Origin of the sequence: Streptomyces sp. NBC_01320 (assembly GCF_035974375.1) — a bacterium.
GTDB lineage: Bacteria > Actinomycetota > Actinomycetes > Streptomycetales > Streptomycetaceae > Streptomyces > Streptomyces yanii.
Genome location: NZ_CP108390.1, coordinates 309,951 through 325,777, shown reverse-complemented (window position 1 = coordinate 325,777; position 15,827 = coordinate 309,951). Strand labels below are relative to the sequence as shown.

Sequence of the window (15,827 nt, the reverse complement as noted above, 5' to 3'; positions counted from 1 at the left end):
GTGAAAGTCCCGATGAGAAGAGGTGAGACTAACTCGCTAGCCGAACGGCAAGGGCGTCATCGCGAGGTGGGGTCCGAAGGAAGCCGGAGGCAAAACCGGGTACCGATGTACAAGAACCGCATTTGAGGCTAGGCGTCTTGGGCAAGGTGGCTGACTGCATCGAAGCCCGTTCTCACCAAGAAAGACGCAGAGTATATGCGGCGGCGATCCGGGGAAAGTTGCTGTTCTTATTCGGGGAGGTCTGCCCGGGTGTCACCTGTAACGGTGTGTCGGCCGGGATTGTGACGACCGATGCCAGCAATGGCACTGGTTTGCCGGACAGAAGTCAGCAGAGGTCATAGTACCGAGACGGGAAGGCAGTAGGCCGACAAGGACTCGGGAAGGGCCGAACGTTTAGCGGATTGGAAGAAGGGTGTCTGCTCGCGCAGGTCACGATGACCGCCGTAAATCTGCCCCGGCAGACCCTGGGGTGACGGGGTCGGTGCATACGACCGCCCAGCCCAAGGGGCGCAGTGACCAGCCGGCGCTACACGCGGACAACAATCACCGCGAGGTCTCCCTCTGGGAGACGGTGTTCTCGAAGGAGAACCTTCTCGCGGCGCTCAGGCGCGTCGAAGCAAACCGGGGTGCCCCCGGCGTTGATGGGATGACGACGGATGAACTCCGGCCATGGATCGCCCAGAACTGGCCCAAGGTATGGGCTGAGCTCGATGCGGGGACATATAAGCCCGCTCCTGTCCGTCGGGTGACCATCCCTAAGCCGAATGGTGGGGAGCGGATGCTAGGTGTCCCACGGGTGCTGGATCGCTTGATCCAGCAGGCAATTGCGCAGGCCCTCGTGCCCGTCTTCGATCCCCACTTCTCTGGGGCGTCGTTCGGGTTCCGACCAGGGCGTTCGGCCCACCAAGCCGTAAGGGTTGGTCGCCGGGCCGTCCAGGACAGAAACCGTTGGGCCGTGGACCTGGACCTCGACAAGTTCTTCGACCGAATGAATCACGATGCGCTTATGGCGCGGGTGGCTCGCCGGGTGAGGAACAGAAAGGTCCTGAAGTTGATTCGGCGGTACCTGGAAGCCGGGATTATGAGCGACGGCGTGATGGTGAGGAACGAGGAAGGGACCCCGCAGGGTTCCCCTTTGTCCCCGTTGCTGTCGAACATCATGCTGGACGACCTTGACCGCGAACTCTTCAAACGCGGACACCGGTTCGTGAGGTACGCGGACGATGTGATGATTTTCGTCCGGTCCGAGCGAGCGGCGCAGCGGACCCTCGCCTCGGTCACGGCCTTCATTGAGAAGACCTTGAAACTGAGGGTGAATCGTGAGAAGTCGAAGGCGTGCCCCATCTGGTGGACGTCACTCCTGGGATTCGGGTACTACCTCGCCAAAGGGCAGGTGAAGATCCGGGTGGACCGGAAGGCCGTGAGACGGCTAAAGTCCACCGTTCGGCGAGTCACCTCCCGGACGTGGGGCGTATCGATGGCCCACAGGATGGACAAACTCAACCGTTTCTCGGTCGGCTGGGTGGCCTACTTCAGTCTCTCCGACAGCCTTCGGGTTTTCGAGGAGATTGATCACTGGACCCGCCGCAGGCTACGGCAGGCCCAGTGGGTGCAGTGGAAGACCAGTCAGCGCAAGAACTCCATGCTCCAGAAGCTCGGTTACGAATTTGGAGACCAGGAGCAAGGCGTTGCAGTGCAACGCAAGCGATACTGGCGGGCCTCCCACCTGAAACCACTGGAAATCGCTATGAATAAAGCCTATTGGGATGCGCAGGAGCTACAAGTCGTTCAAGGGCTCGTGGTCCCGCCTGAAGCTCGCCTGAGATCAGCTGGACGAACCGCCGGATGCGGGCCCGCATGTCCGGTGGTGTGGGGGCGGGCCGGGCAAACCGGCCCGCCTACCCGATCCTCGCTGTAGGTCTCCTGCTGTGCCTCTTCGCCGGCATGGGGTGTGCTGTCGGGATCGCGCGGTTTCACCAGCAGCCGCGCGGCGAAGACGCGGCGGGTGGCACGGTCCTCGTCCGGCATCGTCTCGCTTGCGAAGCGGTCGGTGACGTGCAGGTGCCGTATCCCGGTGCGCTGGTCGGCGTCGTTGCGCAGCCGGATGCATAGGGGGAACGTGGCCAGCACCCGGCCGCACGCCGAGCCGTGTCCCGGCTGAACGAACTCGGCTACCGCGTCACCCTTGACCCGATGGAGGCCGCTGGATGACCGAGCGCGACCAAAGCCCGGCGGAGACGACTCCGACCGGGCCGACACCCCTGCCCGAGACAGCACCCACCTACAGTTATTTACGCGTCAGAGTCCCACAGGATGCCAAACGCCACCCCGAATGTTCGTCCGGCTCTCCGGAGCAGCCCAGGTGGTCCTGAAGGCCGGACAGGCTCTCGCGAGTTCGCTGAATGTCGACCGCCCTGCCTACCGCGGCCTGACACAAGGACCGCCGCCCGGCCCCTCCACGGCCACACACACCCTCAGCCAGACACCGACTGGTCAAGTTGACAACGCCCACGCCGCCGATCACCGATCCGGATCAGATCGCCCGCCTCGACATACGACGACGCGACCGCCTCGGCCACACCCTCCACGAGTACCAGCATGCGGCCTGAACTGGACAGGTGAGGTTTTCGGCAGGCGCAGGACCCTGGTGGTTAATTACTCAGCGTATCCAGGCACCGAAGGCGTCGAAGCGAGCGCACCCGCATTGCCGACAAACCAGACAGGATTCGGGACCCCACGACCCGCTGCTGTGACGCTGCGCCAATTAACCACCAGGATCGCGCAGCCGTCCAGGTCGGCGGCGCCGGAGACAACGGCGCCGACGTCAAGGCCACCGACCCCTACGGCCGACGCTGGCCGGAAGCCCGGCGAGAAGGTCTCCGGGCGGCCGACCGGCGGCCAACCGTGCGAAGGGCGTGCATGCATGGGCGGTGGCCAAGAGCGTTGCCGGGCGCATGCCGATGACCGCTCGGCCGCTGTCATTCAGGCGCTGAGTGCGTCGCCGCCGGCGACGACGCCCAGGCGGATCGGAACCTCGGTCCAGATCGTCTTTCCCTCGCGCGTATAGCGGGTTCCCCACTGGTCGGTGAGCTGGGCGACCAGGAACAGCCCGCGGCCGCCCTCCTCGTCCAGGCGTGCACGTTGAAGGTGCGGGGAGGTGTGGCTGCCGTCCGATACCTCGCAGATCAGCGCGCGGTCCTGGTCGCGCAGGAGTCGCAGATGCAGCGGCGGACTACCGTACCGGATCGCGTTGGTGACAAGCTCGCTGACGATCAGTTCGACGACGAAGCTCACGGCGCTGAGGTCCCAGCGGGCCAGCTGGACCATTGCGGACGCGCGCGCTCTGGCCACTTGGGCCGGGTCCGGGTCGATTCGCCAGCTTGCCATGTTGTCGTCGGCCAGGGAATGGACCCGGACCAGAAGGAGCGCGACGTCGTCCTGCGCGTCAGCCGGGATCTTGGACTCGACGATCCGGTCTCGCACATCGGCCGGGGAGAGCTCCGGGTACCGGGACAGGATCCGGCACAGGCCGGCCACTCCGGCGTCGAAATCGTGTTGTGTGTCCGCCACCAGTCCGTCGGTGAACAGGGCAAGCATGCTGTTCTCGGCGATGTCGAACTCTGCGCATTCGAACGGCAGGCCGCCGATGCCCAGCGGGGGGCCGACCGGGATGTCGAGTGGTATGGCGGGCTCGTCGGGTGCGGCGAGGACGGGGGGCAAATGGCCGGCGCTGGCCACACTGCATCGTCTTGAGACGGGGTCGTACACGGCGTACAGGCATCTGGCGCACACTGCCTGGTCCGCACTGCTCTCTCCGGCTGGGTGGATTCCCATGCCTGCCTGCCCGACCAGGTCGTCGAGGCGGGTGAGGAGCTCGTCGGGTGCGAGGTCGAGAGCGGCCAGGGCTCGTACGGTGGTCCGCAGCCGCCCCATCGTCACCGCGGCGTGCAGTCCGTGACCCACCACGTCTCCCACGGCGAGCCCGACGCGGGCGCCGGACAGAGGGATCACGTCGTACCAGTCGCCGCCGACGCCTGTGGGACCTGCGGTGGGGGCGTAGTAGTGGGCGGTTTCCACGGCGGTCGGCTCTGGCAGCTCCTGCGGGAGCAGACTGTGTTGCAGCAGCAGGGCGGCTGCGTGCTCGTGGGCGTAGCGCCGTGCATTGTCGAGGCACACAGCGGTGTGGGCGACCAGTTCCTCGGCCAGGGCGCGGTCGGCGTCGTTGAAGGGGGCCCTGGGGGGACTGCGCAGCAGGGTGACCAGGCCGAGCGTTGCACCTCCGGCCTTGAGGGGCAGGACGAGTTGCTGGTCGCCGGCGGGGAGGTTCACGAGCGGGGGTGTTGCCGCTGCCTGGCCTGGGGTGTTCCCTTGGGTGACCCGGCGCAGTTGCTGTGAGGCGTGCCAGGGGGCGGGCTCCTCGCCAGTGAGCACGGGCTCCGCCAGGTCGACCCATGCTGCGTCCGCGAAGTCGGGGACGACGACGGCGACGAGTTCTTCGGATGTCCGGGTCACGTCCAGCGTTCCTCCGATGCTGCTGGAGCGACTCAGCAGAGTCAGGCGCCGCTGGGTCTCGTAGCGCTCGGTGATGGTGAACGCCGATTCGCAGACGCCCAGGCAGTGGCCTTCGGCGTCCTGCAGGCGGAAGTAAGAGCAGGACCAGACTCTTTGATGGGTGGGGCCGGCCGGTGTGGGGCTTCGGTAGTGCAGGTCAACGACGGGCTCGCCAGTGCGGAAGACCTGCTCGATCACCGATTCGAGCCGGCGGCCCCACAGCTCCGGGGAGATGATCTCGCCTTCCGGCAAGATGTCCTGGATGTACCGGCCAACCCATTCGTGGAGAGCGAGCCCGGTCTGGCCCTCCAAGGCGTTGTTGACCCAGTTCACGCGGCTGTCCGGGCCGTACACGGTCAGTGCGATCGGTGCCTGGGTGAACAGCCCGGCCAGTATGGCCTGGTCGGTGGCCCATCGCTCCATCTGGTCGGCGGCGATGGAGATGATGGCCCAGGCGGCGTTGGCCCCCTTGGGTCCCAGCTGCAATACGTACAGCACCGTGCGTACGAGGCTGCCGCCGCGTCCCCGCATCGTCCGTGTCTCGCCCCAGGACTCGGCTGGGGAGTCCGGGTCGAAGAGCGGGCGTCCGTCGATGGGGACGAAGAACTTGCGGGCCGGCTTTCCAAGGGCGTCGTCGGCGGTGTGCCCGTAGAGCTTCTCGGCCGCGGTGTTCCAGCCGATGACGATGCCCCGCTGATCCAGCACGGCGGTGGCCATGGTCGCCAGGCTGAATGGAGTGCCAAGGAGCAGCTCTCGTGCACTGGGCGTCGTCATGGAGGGCCTCGCAGCGAGCAGAGATCGCTACTCCACAGGCTACTCGGCATGGGTGTGGGCGCGATCAAGGAAGCGTGACCGGGCCGTCGGGGTCGTCGTCCAGGCCGACGAAGGCGAGGTCCGCGCGGGCGCCGAGGCCGGCTTCGCGGAGGTGGGCGGTGATCTTGTTGCGGCGGGCCGTGGCGATCTCGATGGAGCGCCCGGGTCTGGCGGCCGAGATCCGGATCAGGTTCCCGTGCCCGTCGGCGAGCGTGAGGCTTATGTTCGCCAGAACAGGTCGGCCGGTTCTCATCCCCAGCGCGTCTGCGGACCCGGGCGCCGTCGAGGAGCACCACGGCGCACCACACCCCCGGGGGGTGCCCCTATGGGTTTGGTCAAGGTGATGGGGCAGGTTGGGGTTCGTAGAAGGTGCCGTCGCGGAGCATCGCGAAGAGGACGTCCGCTCGTCGGCGGGCGAGGCAGAGGAGTGCTTGGGTGTGGTGCTTGCCCTGGCTGATCTTCTTGTCGTAGTAGGCCCTCGATCGTGGGTCGGCGAGGGTGGCGAACGCGGAGAGGAAGAAGGCTCGTTTGAGCTGCTTGTTTCCTCTTCGGGAAGGTTGTTCGCCGCGGATCGACGACCCCGAACTACGAGTCGTCGGGGCGAGGCCGGCGTAAGCGGCGAGGTGGGCGGCGGACGGGAACGAACTGCCGTCGCCGACGTCGATGAGGATCCTGGCTCCGGTCCTGACGCCGATCCCCGGCATGGACGTCAGGGGCATTTCCGTGCAGGTTGCGTTCTATCTGTTGTCCGCCGCCTGGCTGTACACCCTCTTCCAGGGTTTCCGCGCCATCCGGCAAGGTCAGATCCAGCTCCACCGGATCTGGCTGATCCGCAACTACTCGCTGAGCTTCGCCGCGGTCGCGCTCCGCGCCTTCATCGGTCTCGGCGTGGCTCTGCAGGGCCCGTTCCCCTCGCTGACCTTCGACGACATCTACACCACGAGCGTGTGGGCATCGATCCTCGTGTGCGCGGTCGTCGCCGAGTACGTCATCATCCACAGGACACTCGCGCCGCTGGTGCGCAAGCGGTCGAGCAAGCCGCGCACACCCACGTACGACTCCTGATCACTTCGTCGTGGGTGAGGATGTCTAGTGGCGAAATCATCGCTCTGGGGGAGTGTGCGCCCCGGCGGGGCGTGCGTCGTCAGGTACGTAAGAGGAAAGCATGATTGAGACGGATGCTTCTCTCTGGCCCGATGTATTGAGTGGACGGCGGATGTGTGCACGCGATGTGCACTTCGTCCTCGCTCGGGACGCTGCGCAGCAGACCAGGGCGGCCAGGGTGCCTTCGATGCGGAGGGTGCCGTGAGTGGTGGCGTGCCAGCCCATGTCGCGGAACTTGTCCTCGTTGCGACTGCCGACCGCTGCGCACACCTCCTGCTGGTCCGTGGCGAGGATGCTGACGCCGAAGGCCTGTGTGTGGGGGCGATCCGGGACCAGCTCGTGGCGCCCTCGCTCGGCAGGCTGCGCAGCGCGACCAGGCCCGTGGCAGCATCGGCGGAGTCGATCACGACCGTGCCGTCGGCCGGCGCGGCTCGGGCAGCGGTCGGCCTCCCCCTGCCCGGGCGTACCGTGCCGCTGCGCCCGGGCGGCACTCACCCGAGGAACGACAGCAGTACGGTCAGAGCCAACAGCACAGCGAGGACGGGACCCAGTGGCAGGCCGTGGTTGCGCGGTGGACTCTGCTCGATGGGGCGCAGCTCCGGACGGGTGTGCAGCGCGTTGATCTCGTCGGCCATCCGGTTGTACGGCGGGCGCAGTCCCAGTCGGCGTTCCGCCCCGGGCCAGCCGATGCCGGGCAGCTCCCAGGTGTCCTGGTCGCGCACTCGGATCTCGACCGTGCCCTCACGGGTGTAGGCGGCCCCCCGCAGCCGTTCCCACGGCACATGCCGCACCTTCCAGGCTCCGGTCAGCCACAGCCCCGCGCTGTCCGCGGTGACCCGCCAGTTGAGCAGGGTGGCCGCCAGGTTGAGCAGCATGAACAGTGCGAAGAAGCCGAGGACGTGCCAGCCGAACCCGTCCGCCAGCAGCGTGTCGGTGACGAACTCGGCCCCCACCACTGCGCACGCCGTGAAGGCCAGCCCGCCGGCCCTGGCCGCCTTGCCAGGTCCCCAGCGCATCGGCCGGCCGGTGGGTGTCAGGGTCGCGGCCACCTCTGCCACACGGTCGTCCGGCAGCGGCTTGGCGCCGGCGGGTTCCTCGATCGCGTCGAGGTTCGGGGCGTGCGCCAGGGGGCCAGGGCCCCTCCTGGGCAACCGGACCGGCCCCCTGGTGCGCGTCACCACCGGGTTCCCATCACCGTCGGCCGTGAGGAAGACCAGCTCGCCACCTCCGCACGGGGCGCCGAACATGACCGCCTCGTGTAGCCGCGTGTCGAAGACCGGGGCGTCCTCGCCCTCCCAGCCCTCCTCGTCGTACTCCCCCTCATCGGGCTGGTCCTCGTCGGGCAGCACCTGCACGAGGAGACAGCTGAAGAGGGGGGTGCTGCCAGAGGCGTCGTCGGCGGCGTAGACCCAGGTCCGTCCGTTGAGATCGACGCGCCCCAGCACCCGCAGAGCCGGCACCGGTCCCCGCCGCAGCGCCGCACTGCGGCGGCGTGCCAGGACACCCGTCGTGAGCAGCGAGATGCCCGGCAGCCCTGCGGCCAGCGCCAGCAGTTGCCAGCCGAAAGCGTCGTACGGCTCGGCGGCCAGGCGCCGCCACCGTCCGTCCTCCAGCACCGTCACCGTGGTCCCGACGGCGTAGTCCTCGGGGAACGCCGCGTCGACGGTGATGCGCCGCGCGTCGTCGGTGCGGACACGGACCGACACGTCGTTCCGGCTGATCACCTCGGCCGCGATGCGCTCCGCCCCAGCGGCATGGCGCTCGTCCTCGCGCACACCGCTCAGGCCCAGGCAGATCGCGCCGGCGGCCACGACGCACAGCATGGCACCGGCTGTGAAGGGGATCGTCCCCCGCCACAGCGGGCCGACGGGCTCGGGCAACCGGTGCCGTATCCCGGCGGCGGCCCGCTCCACGAGTCGCCGCTGCTCACGCCGGGCGGCCGACCGCGCCCAGGCCGCGGCCCAGCCGAGCGCGAGGACCGCGATCACCGCCATGTTCGCGGCTCGGGACACCTCTCCGGGGGCGGGGAACTGCTCCCACGCCACGAGGACCGCCAGGACCGGCGCGGTGACGAGGGTGAGTTCGGGAAGCCGGGCGAGCCAGTACAGCAGGCCCACGGCCAGGCCCGCCTGCACCATGCCGGCCCAGTCCGGACCGCACGGAACCGCATCACTGCACACCGGTTCCGGATCCGCGCCGATCGCCACGACCAGTGGGACGAGCAGTGCCAGGACGGACCACAACGGCCTCGTCCACGGCGCCAGGCCGGCCTTCCGCCACGCCGCGGCGTCGACGGACTGCCAGTTGGGAATGTCTGCGGGGACGGACCCCGACGGTATCGGAACCGGGCTCTCGGACACCCGAGGATTATGCGGTAGGCCATCGCACCTGTGCCCACCGGCCCTCACCAGCAGGACCGGGCCCCCCGACGGCGACCGGAACGGTCCCGGACGCGTCGGCCGGGTTCACTCCGTGTGGACTTCCTCTCCCGCGACCGGAGTGAGCACCGAACAGGTGCCGGCCACGTCCGTGTCCGGTGCGAGGCGCTGGAGATGGCCCTGGCTGAGGCCGTCGAGGGCGAGCGCGCGGATCGGGCTGGCCGCTGCCTTCTCGGTGCTGAGTCGCGCCCATCCTCAGTGGCGGTTTGTTGAAGGCCGGGGCTGCTCTGTCGTGCAAGGTGCAAGTCGTCAATTCCGTTTGTGTAAAGGGGAATTGGAGATGTCGGATCTCTTGACCGTGAGGTCAGGGGGACGCCAGGCTCACCGGAGCCGACCGGTGTGGTCGGCTACTCATGCGCGGGAGCGTTCTTGCTACCGCCTGGAACCACTGGAGGCCAGTTTGCGCATGAAGCTGAGAACGCTGACGGTCAGTGCAGCTGTGGCGGCCGGTAGTCTGCTGGGCGTTGTCCCGTCGGGGCCGGCCGTCGCGGCGACGCCGACCTGCGACTGGGTGGCGTCCTACGCCGGAGCCTGGGTTCCCATGTACAAGGCGACCAACACGGTCACCTGCAATTTGGTGCAGGGAACCCACAGCGCGGCCGTGCGGCAGCTTCAGCACTCCATGAACCTCTGTTACGGCGAGAAGCTGGCTGAGGACAGCGACTTCGGACCGTCGACGCGCGCGGCGCTGATCAGGACGCAGCAGAAGGCCGGCACCCCGGCCGACGGCGAGTATGGACCCAACACTCGCAAGGCCATGCTCCACGAGAAGGTCGGCGGAGGCTGCACCCGCGTTCCGTAATGCCATCAGCAGCCAGTTCTCAGGGCAGACCCTGCACTGACGGGGCTCCGTAGAGGCCCCGTGCCGCCGGCTGCCACCAAGGCCCCGGGAATCTGCCGTGACATCCCGGGGCCTTGGTGCGTACTGCGTGCGGCTGCTGACAGACACCGCGCGGTGAGAGTTTTCGCCGACTGAAGCGCTGCGCCGGGTTCAGTCGGTCCTGTGCGTCGTTTGTCCGGTCCAGGTGTCCGCGAACGTTCCCGCCCGCCCTCTGGCCTTTGCAGATCAGTTGGCTGCCGGTCGGTATGGCGGCGCTTCACCACCCTGTTGCGGCTATGCCGCCCAGTCGTATCCGAGGGCGGCGAGGACCGCGAGCTGCTCTTCACTGAGCCGGGCACGCCGACTTTTTTGGTTACTCAGAAAGACGCCCAGGCGTACGGAGTTGCCGTCCGGGAGCTCTTCGATGCGATCTCTCGGTTTGGCGTCAGTGGTGGTGAGAGTCAGTGGTCAAGGTCGTGGTTGTGGGGTTTTGTTGCTGGTCAGTGGGTGGTTGATGGTGGGTTCTTGACTGACGTGAGGTGAGAGGTTGGGGGTCGGTTTTGCTGTCATGAGGCGTTATCTCATGGCCCGTTTGTGCTGGTCAGGAGGGCGTGGTCGGCAGCGCTGAGTTCGGACGCTGTGGTTGCGGATGGACTGTCTGCTGCCCTCGGGGCGGCTGGAGTAGCGGGGGAGTGTCGGCCGGGGCGACGACGCTGCCTCCTGGGCTGGCCTCCATCCGTCTTCTTCGGAGGGAATCCCCGTCTTCAGGCGGGGAGGGAATCCGATCCTGAACCCTGCGGCGCGGAGCGCCGCAGTTTCGCTCCGCAGTGCCTCGCCCGCGGAGCCGCGCTCAGTCGGGCCGCTTCTGGTTCTCGATGTAGTCCTTCACCATCTGGAGTGGTGCGCCGCCGCATGATCCGGCGAAGTAGGAGCCGGACCAGAAGCGGCCGTGCATGGTTGCGCGGTTGATGCGGTCGGGGAACTCGGCGCGCAGGTAGCGTGAGCTGACGCCCTTGAGGCTGTTGACCAGGCTGGAGAGGGCGACTTTCGGGGGGTAGTGCACGAGCAGGTGCACGTGGCCTTCTTCGCCGTTGAACTCGATCAGGTCGGTCCCGAAGTCGGTACAGACGTTCCGCATGATCTCCTCGCAGCGCGTCAGCATCTCGTCATTGAAGACGTTGCACCGATATTTGGTGACGAACACCAAGTGTGCGTGAAGGTTGTAGACTACGTGACGGCCGCGCCGCACATCGGGGTTGGGTTCCCAGCGTGGTGACATGCGCCAAGTCTAGTGCGGTCGATGGAATCGACGCGGAGGAGGTGGGCTGGATGATCCGTGCGTACAAGTTCCTCATGCGGCCCACCGCCCGGCAGGAACAAGCGCTCGGTGAGATGCTCCGCGATCACGGTTCCCTCTATAACGGGGCATTGCAGGAACGCCATAACGGGGCATTGCAGGAACGCCGTGACGCCTACCGGCATGTCTCGAAGACGACGGTCCGGTACGGGCAGCAGTCCGTGCAGCTCAAGGAGATCCGGGCATGCGACCCGGAGCGTCAGGGCCGCTGGTCGTTCTCCTCGCAGCAGGCCACCCTGCGCCGGCTGGACAAGGCGTTCGCCGCGTTCTTCCGGCGCATCAAGGCCGGGGACAAGCCGGGCTGTCCGCGCTTTAGGGGGATCGGCCGCTTGAAGCTTCCCCTTGATCACGGACACCTGGAGACTGGGACCTGAGGTTCCAGAGGAAGTAGAGCCAGGTGGGAAGCAACTACTCGAAGCGGTACTCCGATGAGTACAAGCGCGATGCGCGACGGCCTGGATACCGCGATCGCCGTCACGGACGAGGACAGCTCTGGTGCGGCTGGTGACCTCGCTGCCCTCGGCGTGTCCTCCGGTCCCTGCGGCGCCGCATCCCTGGCCGGGATCCGCGCCGCGCTCACCGACGACCGCGCCGACGAGCGCCGCACGACCCTGGGCCTCGGCCCCGCCTCGATACTCGTGCTGCTCGGCACCGAAGGCACCGCCGCCAGCCCCCACTCCACCACCGATCACTGAATGACCCAGGCCTGCGGGACACTGTTCGCCAGGGTCGGAGCCGCCTCCACGCCGTCCGCGTGCTGGACCGTGAGGAGCGGGCAGAACACTTCCTCGGTGACCGTCGGGTCGTCGTACGGGAGATCTGCAGGAGAAGGACCACACGCCAGTGGCTGTGCTCCTCGCCGGGCGGGGCGGCGATGTCCGCCGCCAGTTGTCGCTTCGCCGACGAGGAGGCGACGAGGGAGTCGTAACGCGCCACATGGTCCAGGTTGTTCAGCGGGCCGAAGTCGCGGCCCGTCAGCCGATCACCCCGCGCTTCTGTGACTCGAGCACTCGTGTGCTGATCGCGGATTACATGGAAGCGGTGGAACGTGAGCGGTCCTGGCCGGCACCTTCGGCAGCGCGGACTGGCTGTGGGACACCCCCGACGAACTGCGGTAGCTGCGACGGTCACGGCCAAAACCGCTCCGGGCAGGACCAGGGACCGACTTGCGGGGCCACTCTGATAGGTACAAATTCAGGCATATGGGCATATCGTGGCGGGTTTCGTTCCGCCAACATTCCTGGCGGGCCAGTGACGCCCTGCTGGCGATCCCGCTCGCTCTGATCGCAGCCATCGTGCTTGTCGACGCAACGACCGGGCCCGACGTGGCGCTGGGCCCCCTACTGATCGTGGCTCCCGCGCTCACCGCCTCTTTCGCCGGCCCCCTCGTAACCGCCGTGGTCGGAGCCATCGCCGTGGCGGCCCTGTTCGGCGTCGGCGTAGGGCTCCGCATCCTGACCACGGAGAGCGTCGGTACGCAGATCGTCGCCGTGGTGGTGGTCTCGGTGATTGTGACGGTGTTCCGGTGGCTGCGGGATCGGTACGGTCGTGAGCTGGCGCAGGTGCGCACGGTCTCGGAGGCCACGCAGCGAGCGGTGCTCAGACCGCTGCCGCGGCAGATCGGGCCACTGCGGGTGGCCTCGGTGTACCTCGCGGCGGAGGAGCAGGCGCAGATCGGCGGCGATCTCTACGCGGCCACCCGCACCTCGGCCGGCACCAGGCTGATCATCGGGGATGCGCGGGGCAAGGGCCTGACCGCGATCGGAGATGCCGCGCTGCTGCTGGGTGCATTCCGGGCGGCCGCACACCGGCAATCGTCCCTGCCCGACCTCATGGCCTACCTGGAGAACAGCGTGTGCTGGAGCATGGTCGAACCCACCGAGTCGGAGCAGGAAGGGGAGTGCTTCATCACCGCCGCAATCATCGACATCCCCGATGCAGGCGAGAAGGCGGAGATGATCAGCTGCGGGCACCCGCCCCCCTTGCTACTACGCGACGGACAGGCCACCGCACTCAACCCCACCCGCCCCGCGCCGCCACTTGGCCTGGGCGAGCTGACCACACCCCAGTACCAGGTGGACACCTTCACCCTGGAGCCCGCAGACCTGCTGCTGCTCTACACCGACGGCGTGATAGAAGCCCGGGACCCCGGCAAAGTCTTCTACCCACTGACCGAACGTGCCGCCTCCCAGGCACACGACAGCCCCCAGGCCCTAATCCACCACCTGCGCGCCGACCTTCTGACTCATGTGGGCGGGCACCTGGACGACGACGCCGCCATGGTCTGCATCCAGCGCACCCCGGGGCCCGGATCTGGGTCGTCGTAGTCGTGGCCCAGGACCCGGCCGCGCACCCTCAGCACAGCGCCAGGGTGGACCTCACCGAGCCCGAGTACTACGAGGCGCTGAAGAGCCAACTCCGGATCTTCAGCGCCGGTCCGGCTATGTTCTATGCGTTCAGCAGCTTCCTCGTCCTCGCCTCCGCGTCAGCGACCGCCGCCCGCGCCTGGACCGCTCCGGAGCGTTCGTCCGGCTCTCCGGAGCAGCCCAGGTGGTCCTGAAGGCCGGACAGGCTCTCGCGAGTTCGCTGAATGTCGACCGCCCTGCCTACCGCGGCCTGACACAAGGACCGCCGCCCGGCCCCTCCACGGCCACACACACCCTCAGCCAGACACCGACTGGTCAAGTTGACAACGCCCACGCCGCCGATCACGGATCCGGATCAGATCGCCCGCCTCGACATACGACGGCGCGACCGCCTCGGCCACACCCTCCACGAGTACCAGCATGCGGCCTGAACTGGACGGATGAGGTTTTCGGCAGGCGCAAGGATCTTGGTGGTTAATTCCAACTGCTCGGCACTGAAGTCGAGTTGGCAGGGATCGAGATGGCTGGCGGAGTCGGTCGTGGGCGTGCCTGTGCGCCAGGGGTGGCAGCGCGACGAGGAGGCAGTGGATCATGAGCGCTGGTGATCACTCGTGGGTCTTCTCGGATCGGAGCGTGTCGTGTCGGTGCAGCCCCAGCCTTGGCCTGAACCGGATCCGCAGATCGCGGCGGCGGTCCGGGCGATGTACTCGGGCAGGCGGGAGGCCCCGCTGGCGGTGCAGGTCCGCGACCGGCTGGGCGAGCTGTTCCCGGATGCTGCCTTCGCCGACGGGTTCGGGCGGGCGGGCAAGCCGGGCTGGTCGCCAGGCCGGCTCGCGCTGGTCACGGTGCTGCAGAAGGCCGCGAACCTGACCGACCGGCAGGCCGCGGACGAGGTCCGCGAGAACCTGTCCTGGAAGTACGCGCTGGGTCTGGCTCTGGAGGATCCGGGCTTCGACCACAGTGTGCTGTCGGAGTTCCGCTCCCGGGTGGTCGCCCACGGGTTGGAGGAGCGGGTGCTGGACCTTCTGCTGGAGCGGCTGCGCGAGCTGGGACTGGTGGCGGCGGGCGGCAACCAGCGCACCGACTCCACGCACATCGTGGCCGCGGTGCGGGACCTGAACCGGCTCGAGCTGGTCGGCGAGAGCGTGCGCGCGGCCCTGAACGCCCTGGCTGCGGCTTGCCCCGACTGGGTTGACCAGGCGCTGGTCGTGGAGGACTGGAGCCGCCGCTACGCGGACCGGATCGACACCTGGCGTCTGCCCTCCTCCAAGACCAAGCAGGACGAACTCGCCCTGCACTACGCCAAGGACGGCTACACCCTGCTGGAGGCCCTCTACGCCCCGGTGTCCCCGGCATGGCTGCGCGAACTGCCCGCGGTGCAGACCCTGCGGATTGCGCTGGTGCAGAACTACACCCGCACCCCGGGTAGGGGCGGTAGGCTGCGGATCCGGCGCCGCGAGCGCGACGAGGACGGGGGTGACGGGCTGCCGCCCGGCCCGATACGCCTGGCCTCCCCGTATGACACCGACGCCCGCTGGTCAGCCAAGCGGGACATGTTCTGGAACGGATTCAAGCTGCACGTGTCGGAGACCTGCCACCCACAGGCCGACGGCGACCGTCCCGCCCGGCCGAACATCATCACGAACGTGGCCACCACCGCCTCCACCCTCCCGGACACCAAGGCCCTGGAGCCGATCCACCAGGCCCTGGAGCGCCGTCGGCTGCTGCCCGCACGGCACTACCTCGACTCCGGCTACCCCAGTGCCGAACTGATCGTGGGCTCCGCCAAGGCCTACGGCGTCGCCTTGATCACCCCGGTCCTGCTCGACACCTCCCGCCAAGCCAAAGCCCAACAAGGCTTCGCAGCTACCGACTTCATCATCGACTGGGACAACCAGCAGGCCGTCTGCCCGGCCGGGAAGACCAGCACCACCTGGAACGATGTCATCCAAGAAGGCGTGGCCAAGACCGTCGTATCCTTCGCCGCCCTGGACTGCATCCCCTGCCCCTCCAAGGACCAGTGCACCAGCGCCCGCAGCAACCGCCGCCGGCTCAGCCTCCAACCCCGCGAACTCACCGAGGCCATCCAAGCTGCCCGCGCCCACCAACAGACCGACGACTTCAACCGCGACTACGCCCTGCGCGCAGGCGTCGAGGGCACCATCCGCCAAGCCACCCACACCACCGGCCTACGCCGCGCCCGCTACCGCGGCCTGGCGAAGACCCACCTCGACCACACAACCAGCGCCACAGCCCTCAACCTCATCCGCGTCGTCGCCTGGTGGAACGGCCACCCCCTCGACCGCGCCAACCACAGCCACCTCGCCCGACTCCAACTCTCCCTCGCTGCATGACAGTTGGAATTAACCACCAAGATC

At 67.8% G+C, this 15,827-nt stretch carries 13 protein-coding genes and 3 pseudogenes; 10 read left to right on the top strand and 6 right to left on the bottom strand.

All coding sequences use genetic code 11. The features are described 5' to 3' along the window. Window positions 1-481 precede the first annotated feature (481 nt). The gene (gene ltrA / locus OG395_RS01675) at window positions 482-1,918 is read left to right on the top strand and encodes a group II intron reverse transcriptase/maturase (protein WP_327241270.1); all 1,437 of its coding nucleotides are present in this window, start codon (window positions 482-484) and stop codon (window positions 1,916-1,918) included. Between the two features lie 866 nt (window positions 1,919-2,784). After that, a pseudogene (locus OG395_RS01670) lies at window positions 2,785-2,889 on the top strand (restriction endonuclease); the annotation flags it as partial. A 93-nt stretch (window positions 2,890-2,982) separates the two neighbouring features. On the opposite strand, the gene OG395_RS01665 reads toward OG395_RS01670, so the two are convergent. The 3 genes and pseudogenes from OG395_RS01665 to OG395_RS01655 form a co-directional block, all read right to left on the bottom strand. Further along, window positions 2,983-5,268, bottom strand: a complete 2,286-nt coding sequence (locus OG395_RS01665) for a SpoIIE family protein phosphatase (RefSeq protein ID WP_327241269.1) — start codon at window positions 5,266-5,268, stop codon at window positions 2,983-2,985. A gap of 121 nt (window positions 5,269-5,389) precedes the next feature. Continuing rightward, window positions 5,390-5,617, bottom strand: coding sequence for a hypothetical protein (locus OG395_RS01660; protein WP_327241268.1), 228 nt, complete (start codon window positions 5,615-5,617; stop codon window positions 5,390-5,392). Between the two features lie 82 nt (window positions 5,618-5,699). Next, a pseudogene (locus OG395_RS01655) lies at window positions 5,700-6,077 on the bottom strand (transposase); the annotation flags it as partial. Between the two features lie 10 nt (window positions 6,078-6,087). Between OG395_RS01655 and OG395_RS01650 the strand changes: the two are divergent. Beyond that, the gene (locus OG395_RS01650) at window positions 6,088-6,429 is read left to right on the top strand and encodes a DUF2306 domain-containing protein (RefSeq protein WP_327241267.1); all 342 of its coding nucleotides are present in this window, start codon (window positions 6,088-6,090) and stop codon (window positions 6,427-6,429) included. Between the two features lie 36 nt (window positions 6,430-6,465). Here the strand turns inward: OG395_RS01650 and OG395_RS57955 are convergent, their stop codons facing one another. Both OG395_RS57955 and OG395_RS01645 read right to left on the bottom strand, forming a co-directional pair. Then, complete coding sequence (locus OG395_RS57955; RefSeq protein ID WP_442818495.1) at window positions 6,466-6,963, bottom strand: flavin reductase; 498 nt, start codon at window positions 6,961-6,963, stop codon at window positions 6,466-6,468. Next, the gene (locus tag OG395_RS01645) at window positions 6,960-8,828 is read right to left on the bottom strand and encodes a hypothetical protein (RefSeq protein ID WP_327241266.1); all 1,869 of its coding nucleotides are present in this window, start codon (window positions 8,826-8,828) and stop codon (window positions 6,960-6,962) included. Before OG395_RS01645 ends, OG395_RS57955 begins: the two co-directional genes overlap by 4 nt. Before the next feature lie 484 nt (window positions 8,829-9,312). Here OG395_RS01645 and OG395_RS01640 point away from each other — a divergent pair, with 484 nt between their 5' ends. Further along, window positions 9,313-9,708 carry a peptidoglycan-binding domain-containing protein gene (locus tag OG395_RS01640; protein ID WP_327241265.1) on the top strand — a complete coding sequence of 132 codons (396 nt, stop codon included), beginning with the start codon at window positions 9,313-9,315 and terminating at the stop codon, window positions 9,706-9,708. 868 nt (window positions 9,709-10,576) lie between these two features. On the opposite strand, the gene tnpA is transcribed toward OG395_RS01640, so the two are convergent. After that, window positions 10,577-11,005 (bottom strand): IS200/IS605 family transposase, encoded by a 429-nt coding sequence (tnpA, locus tag OG395_RS01635; RefSeq protein WP_327241177.1) that lies wholly within the window; start codon window positions 11,003-11,005, stop codon window positions 10,577-10,579. A gap of 50 nt (window positions 11,006-11,055) precedes the next feature. Between tnpA and OG395_RS01630 the strand changes: the two are divergent. From OG395_RS01630 to OG395_RS01605, 6 genes and pseudogenes are all read left to right on the top strand, one after another. Then, a pseudogene (locus tag OG395_RS01630) lies at window positions 11,056-11,409 on the top strand (RNA-guided endonuclease TnpB family protein); the annotation flags it as partial. A 102-nt stretch (window positions 11,410-11,511) separates the two neighbouring features. Continuing rightward, the gene (locus OG395_RS01625) at window positions 11,512-11,778 is read left to right on the top strand and encodes a hypothetical protein (protein ID WP_327241264.1); all 267 of its coding nucleotides are present in this window, start codon (window positions 11,512-11,514) and stop codon (window positions 11,776-11,778) included. A 59-nt stretch (window positions 11,779-11,837) separates the two neighbouring features. Beyond that, window positions 11,838-12,011, top strand: a complete 174-nt coding sequence (locus OG395_RS01620; protein WP_327241263.1) for a hypothetical protein — start codon at window positions 11,838-11,840, stop codon at window positions 12,009-12,011. Between the two features lie 274 nt (window positions 12,012-12,285). Next, window positions 12,286-13,410, top strand: a complete 1,125-nt coding sequence (locus OG395_RS01615; RefSeq protein ID WP_327241262.1) for a PP2C family protein-serine/threonine phosphatase — start codon at window positions 12,286-12,288, stop codon at window positions 13,408-13,410. A gap of 2 nt (window positions 13,411-13,412) precedes the next feature. After that, window positions 13,413-13,643, top strand: coding sequence for a hypothetical protein (locus OG395_RS01610; RefSeq protein ID WP_327241261.1), 231 nt, complete (start codon window positions 13,413-13,415; stop codon window positions 13,641-13,643). A 444-nt stretch (window positions 13,644-14,087) separates the two neighbouring features. Continuing rightward, window positions 14,088-15,803 carry an IS1182 family transposase gene (locus OG395_RS01605; RefSeq protein ID WP_327241260.1) on the top strand — a complete coding sequence of 572 codons (1,716 nt, stop codon included), beginning with the start codon at window positions 14,088-14,090 and terminating at the stop codon, window positions 15,801-15,803. Window positions 15,804-15,827 lie beyond the last annotated feature (24 nt).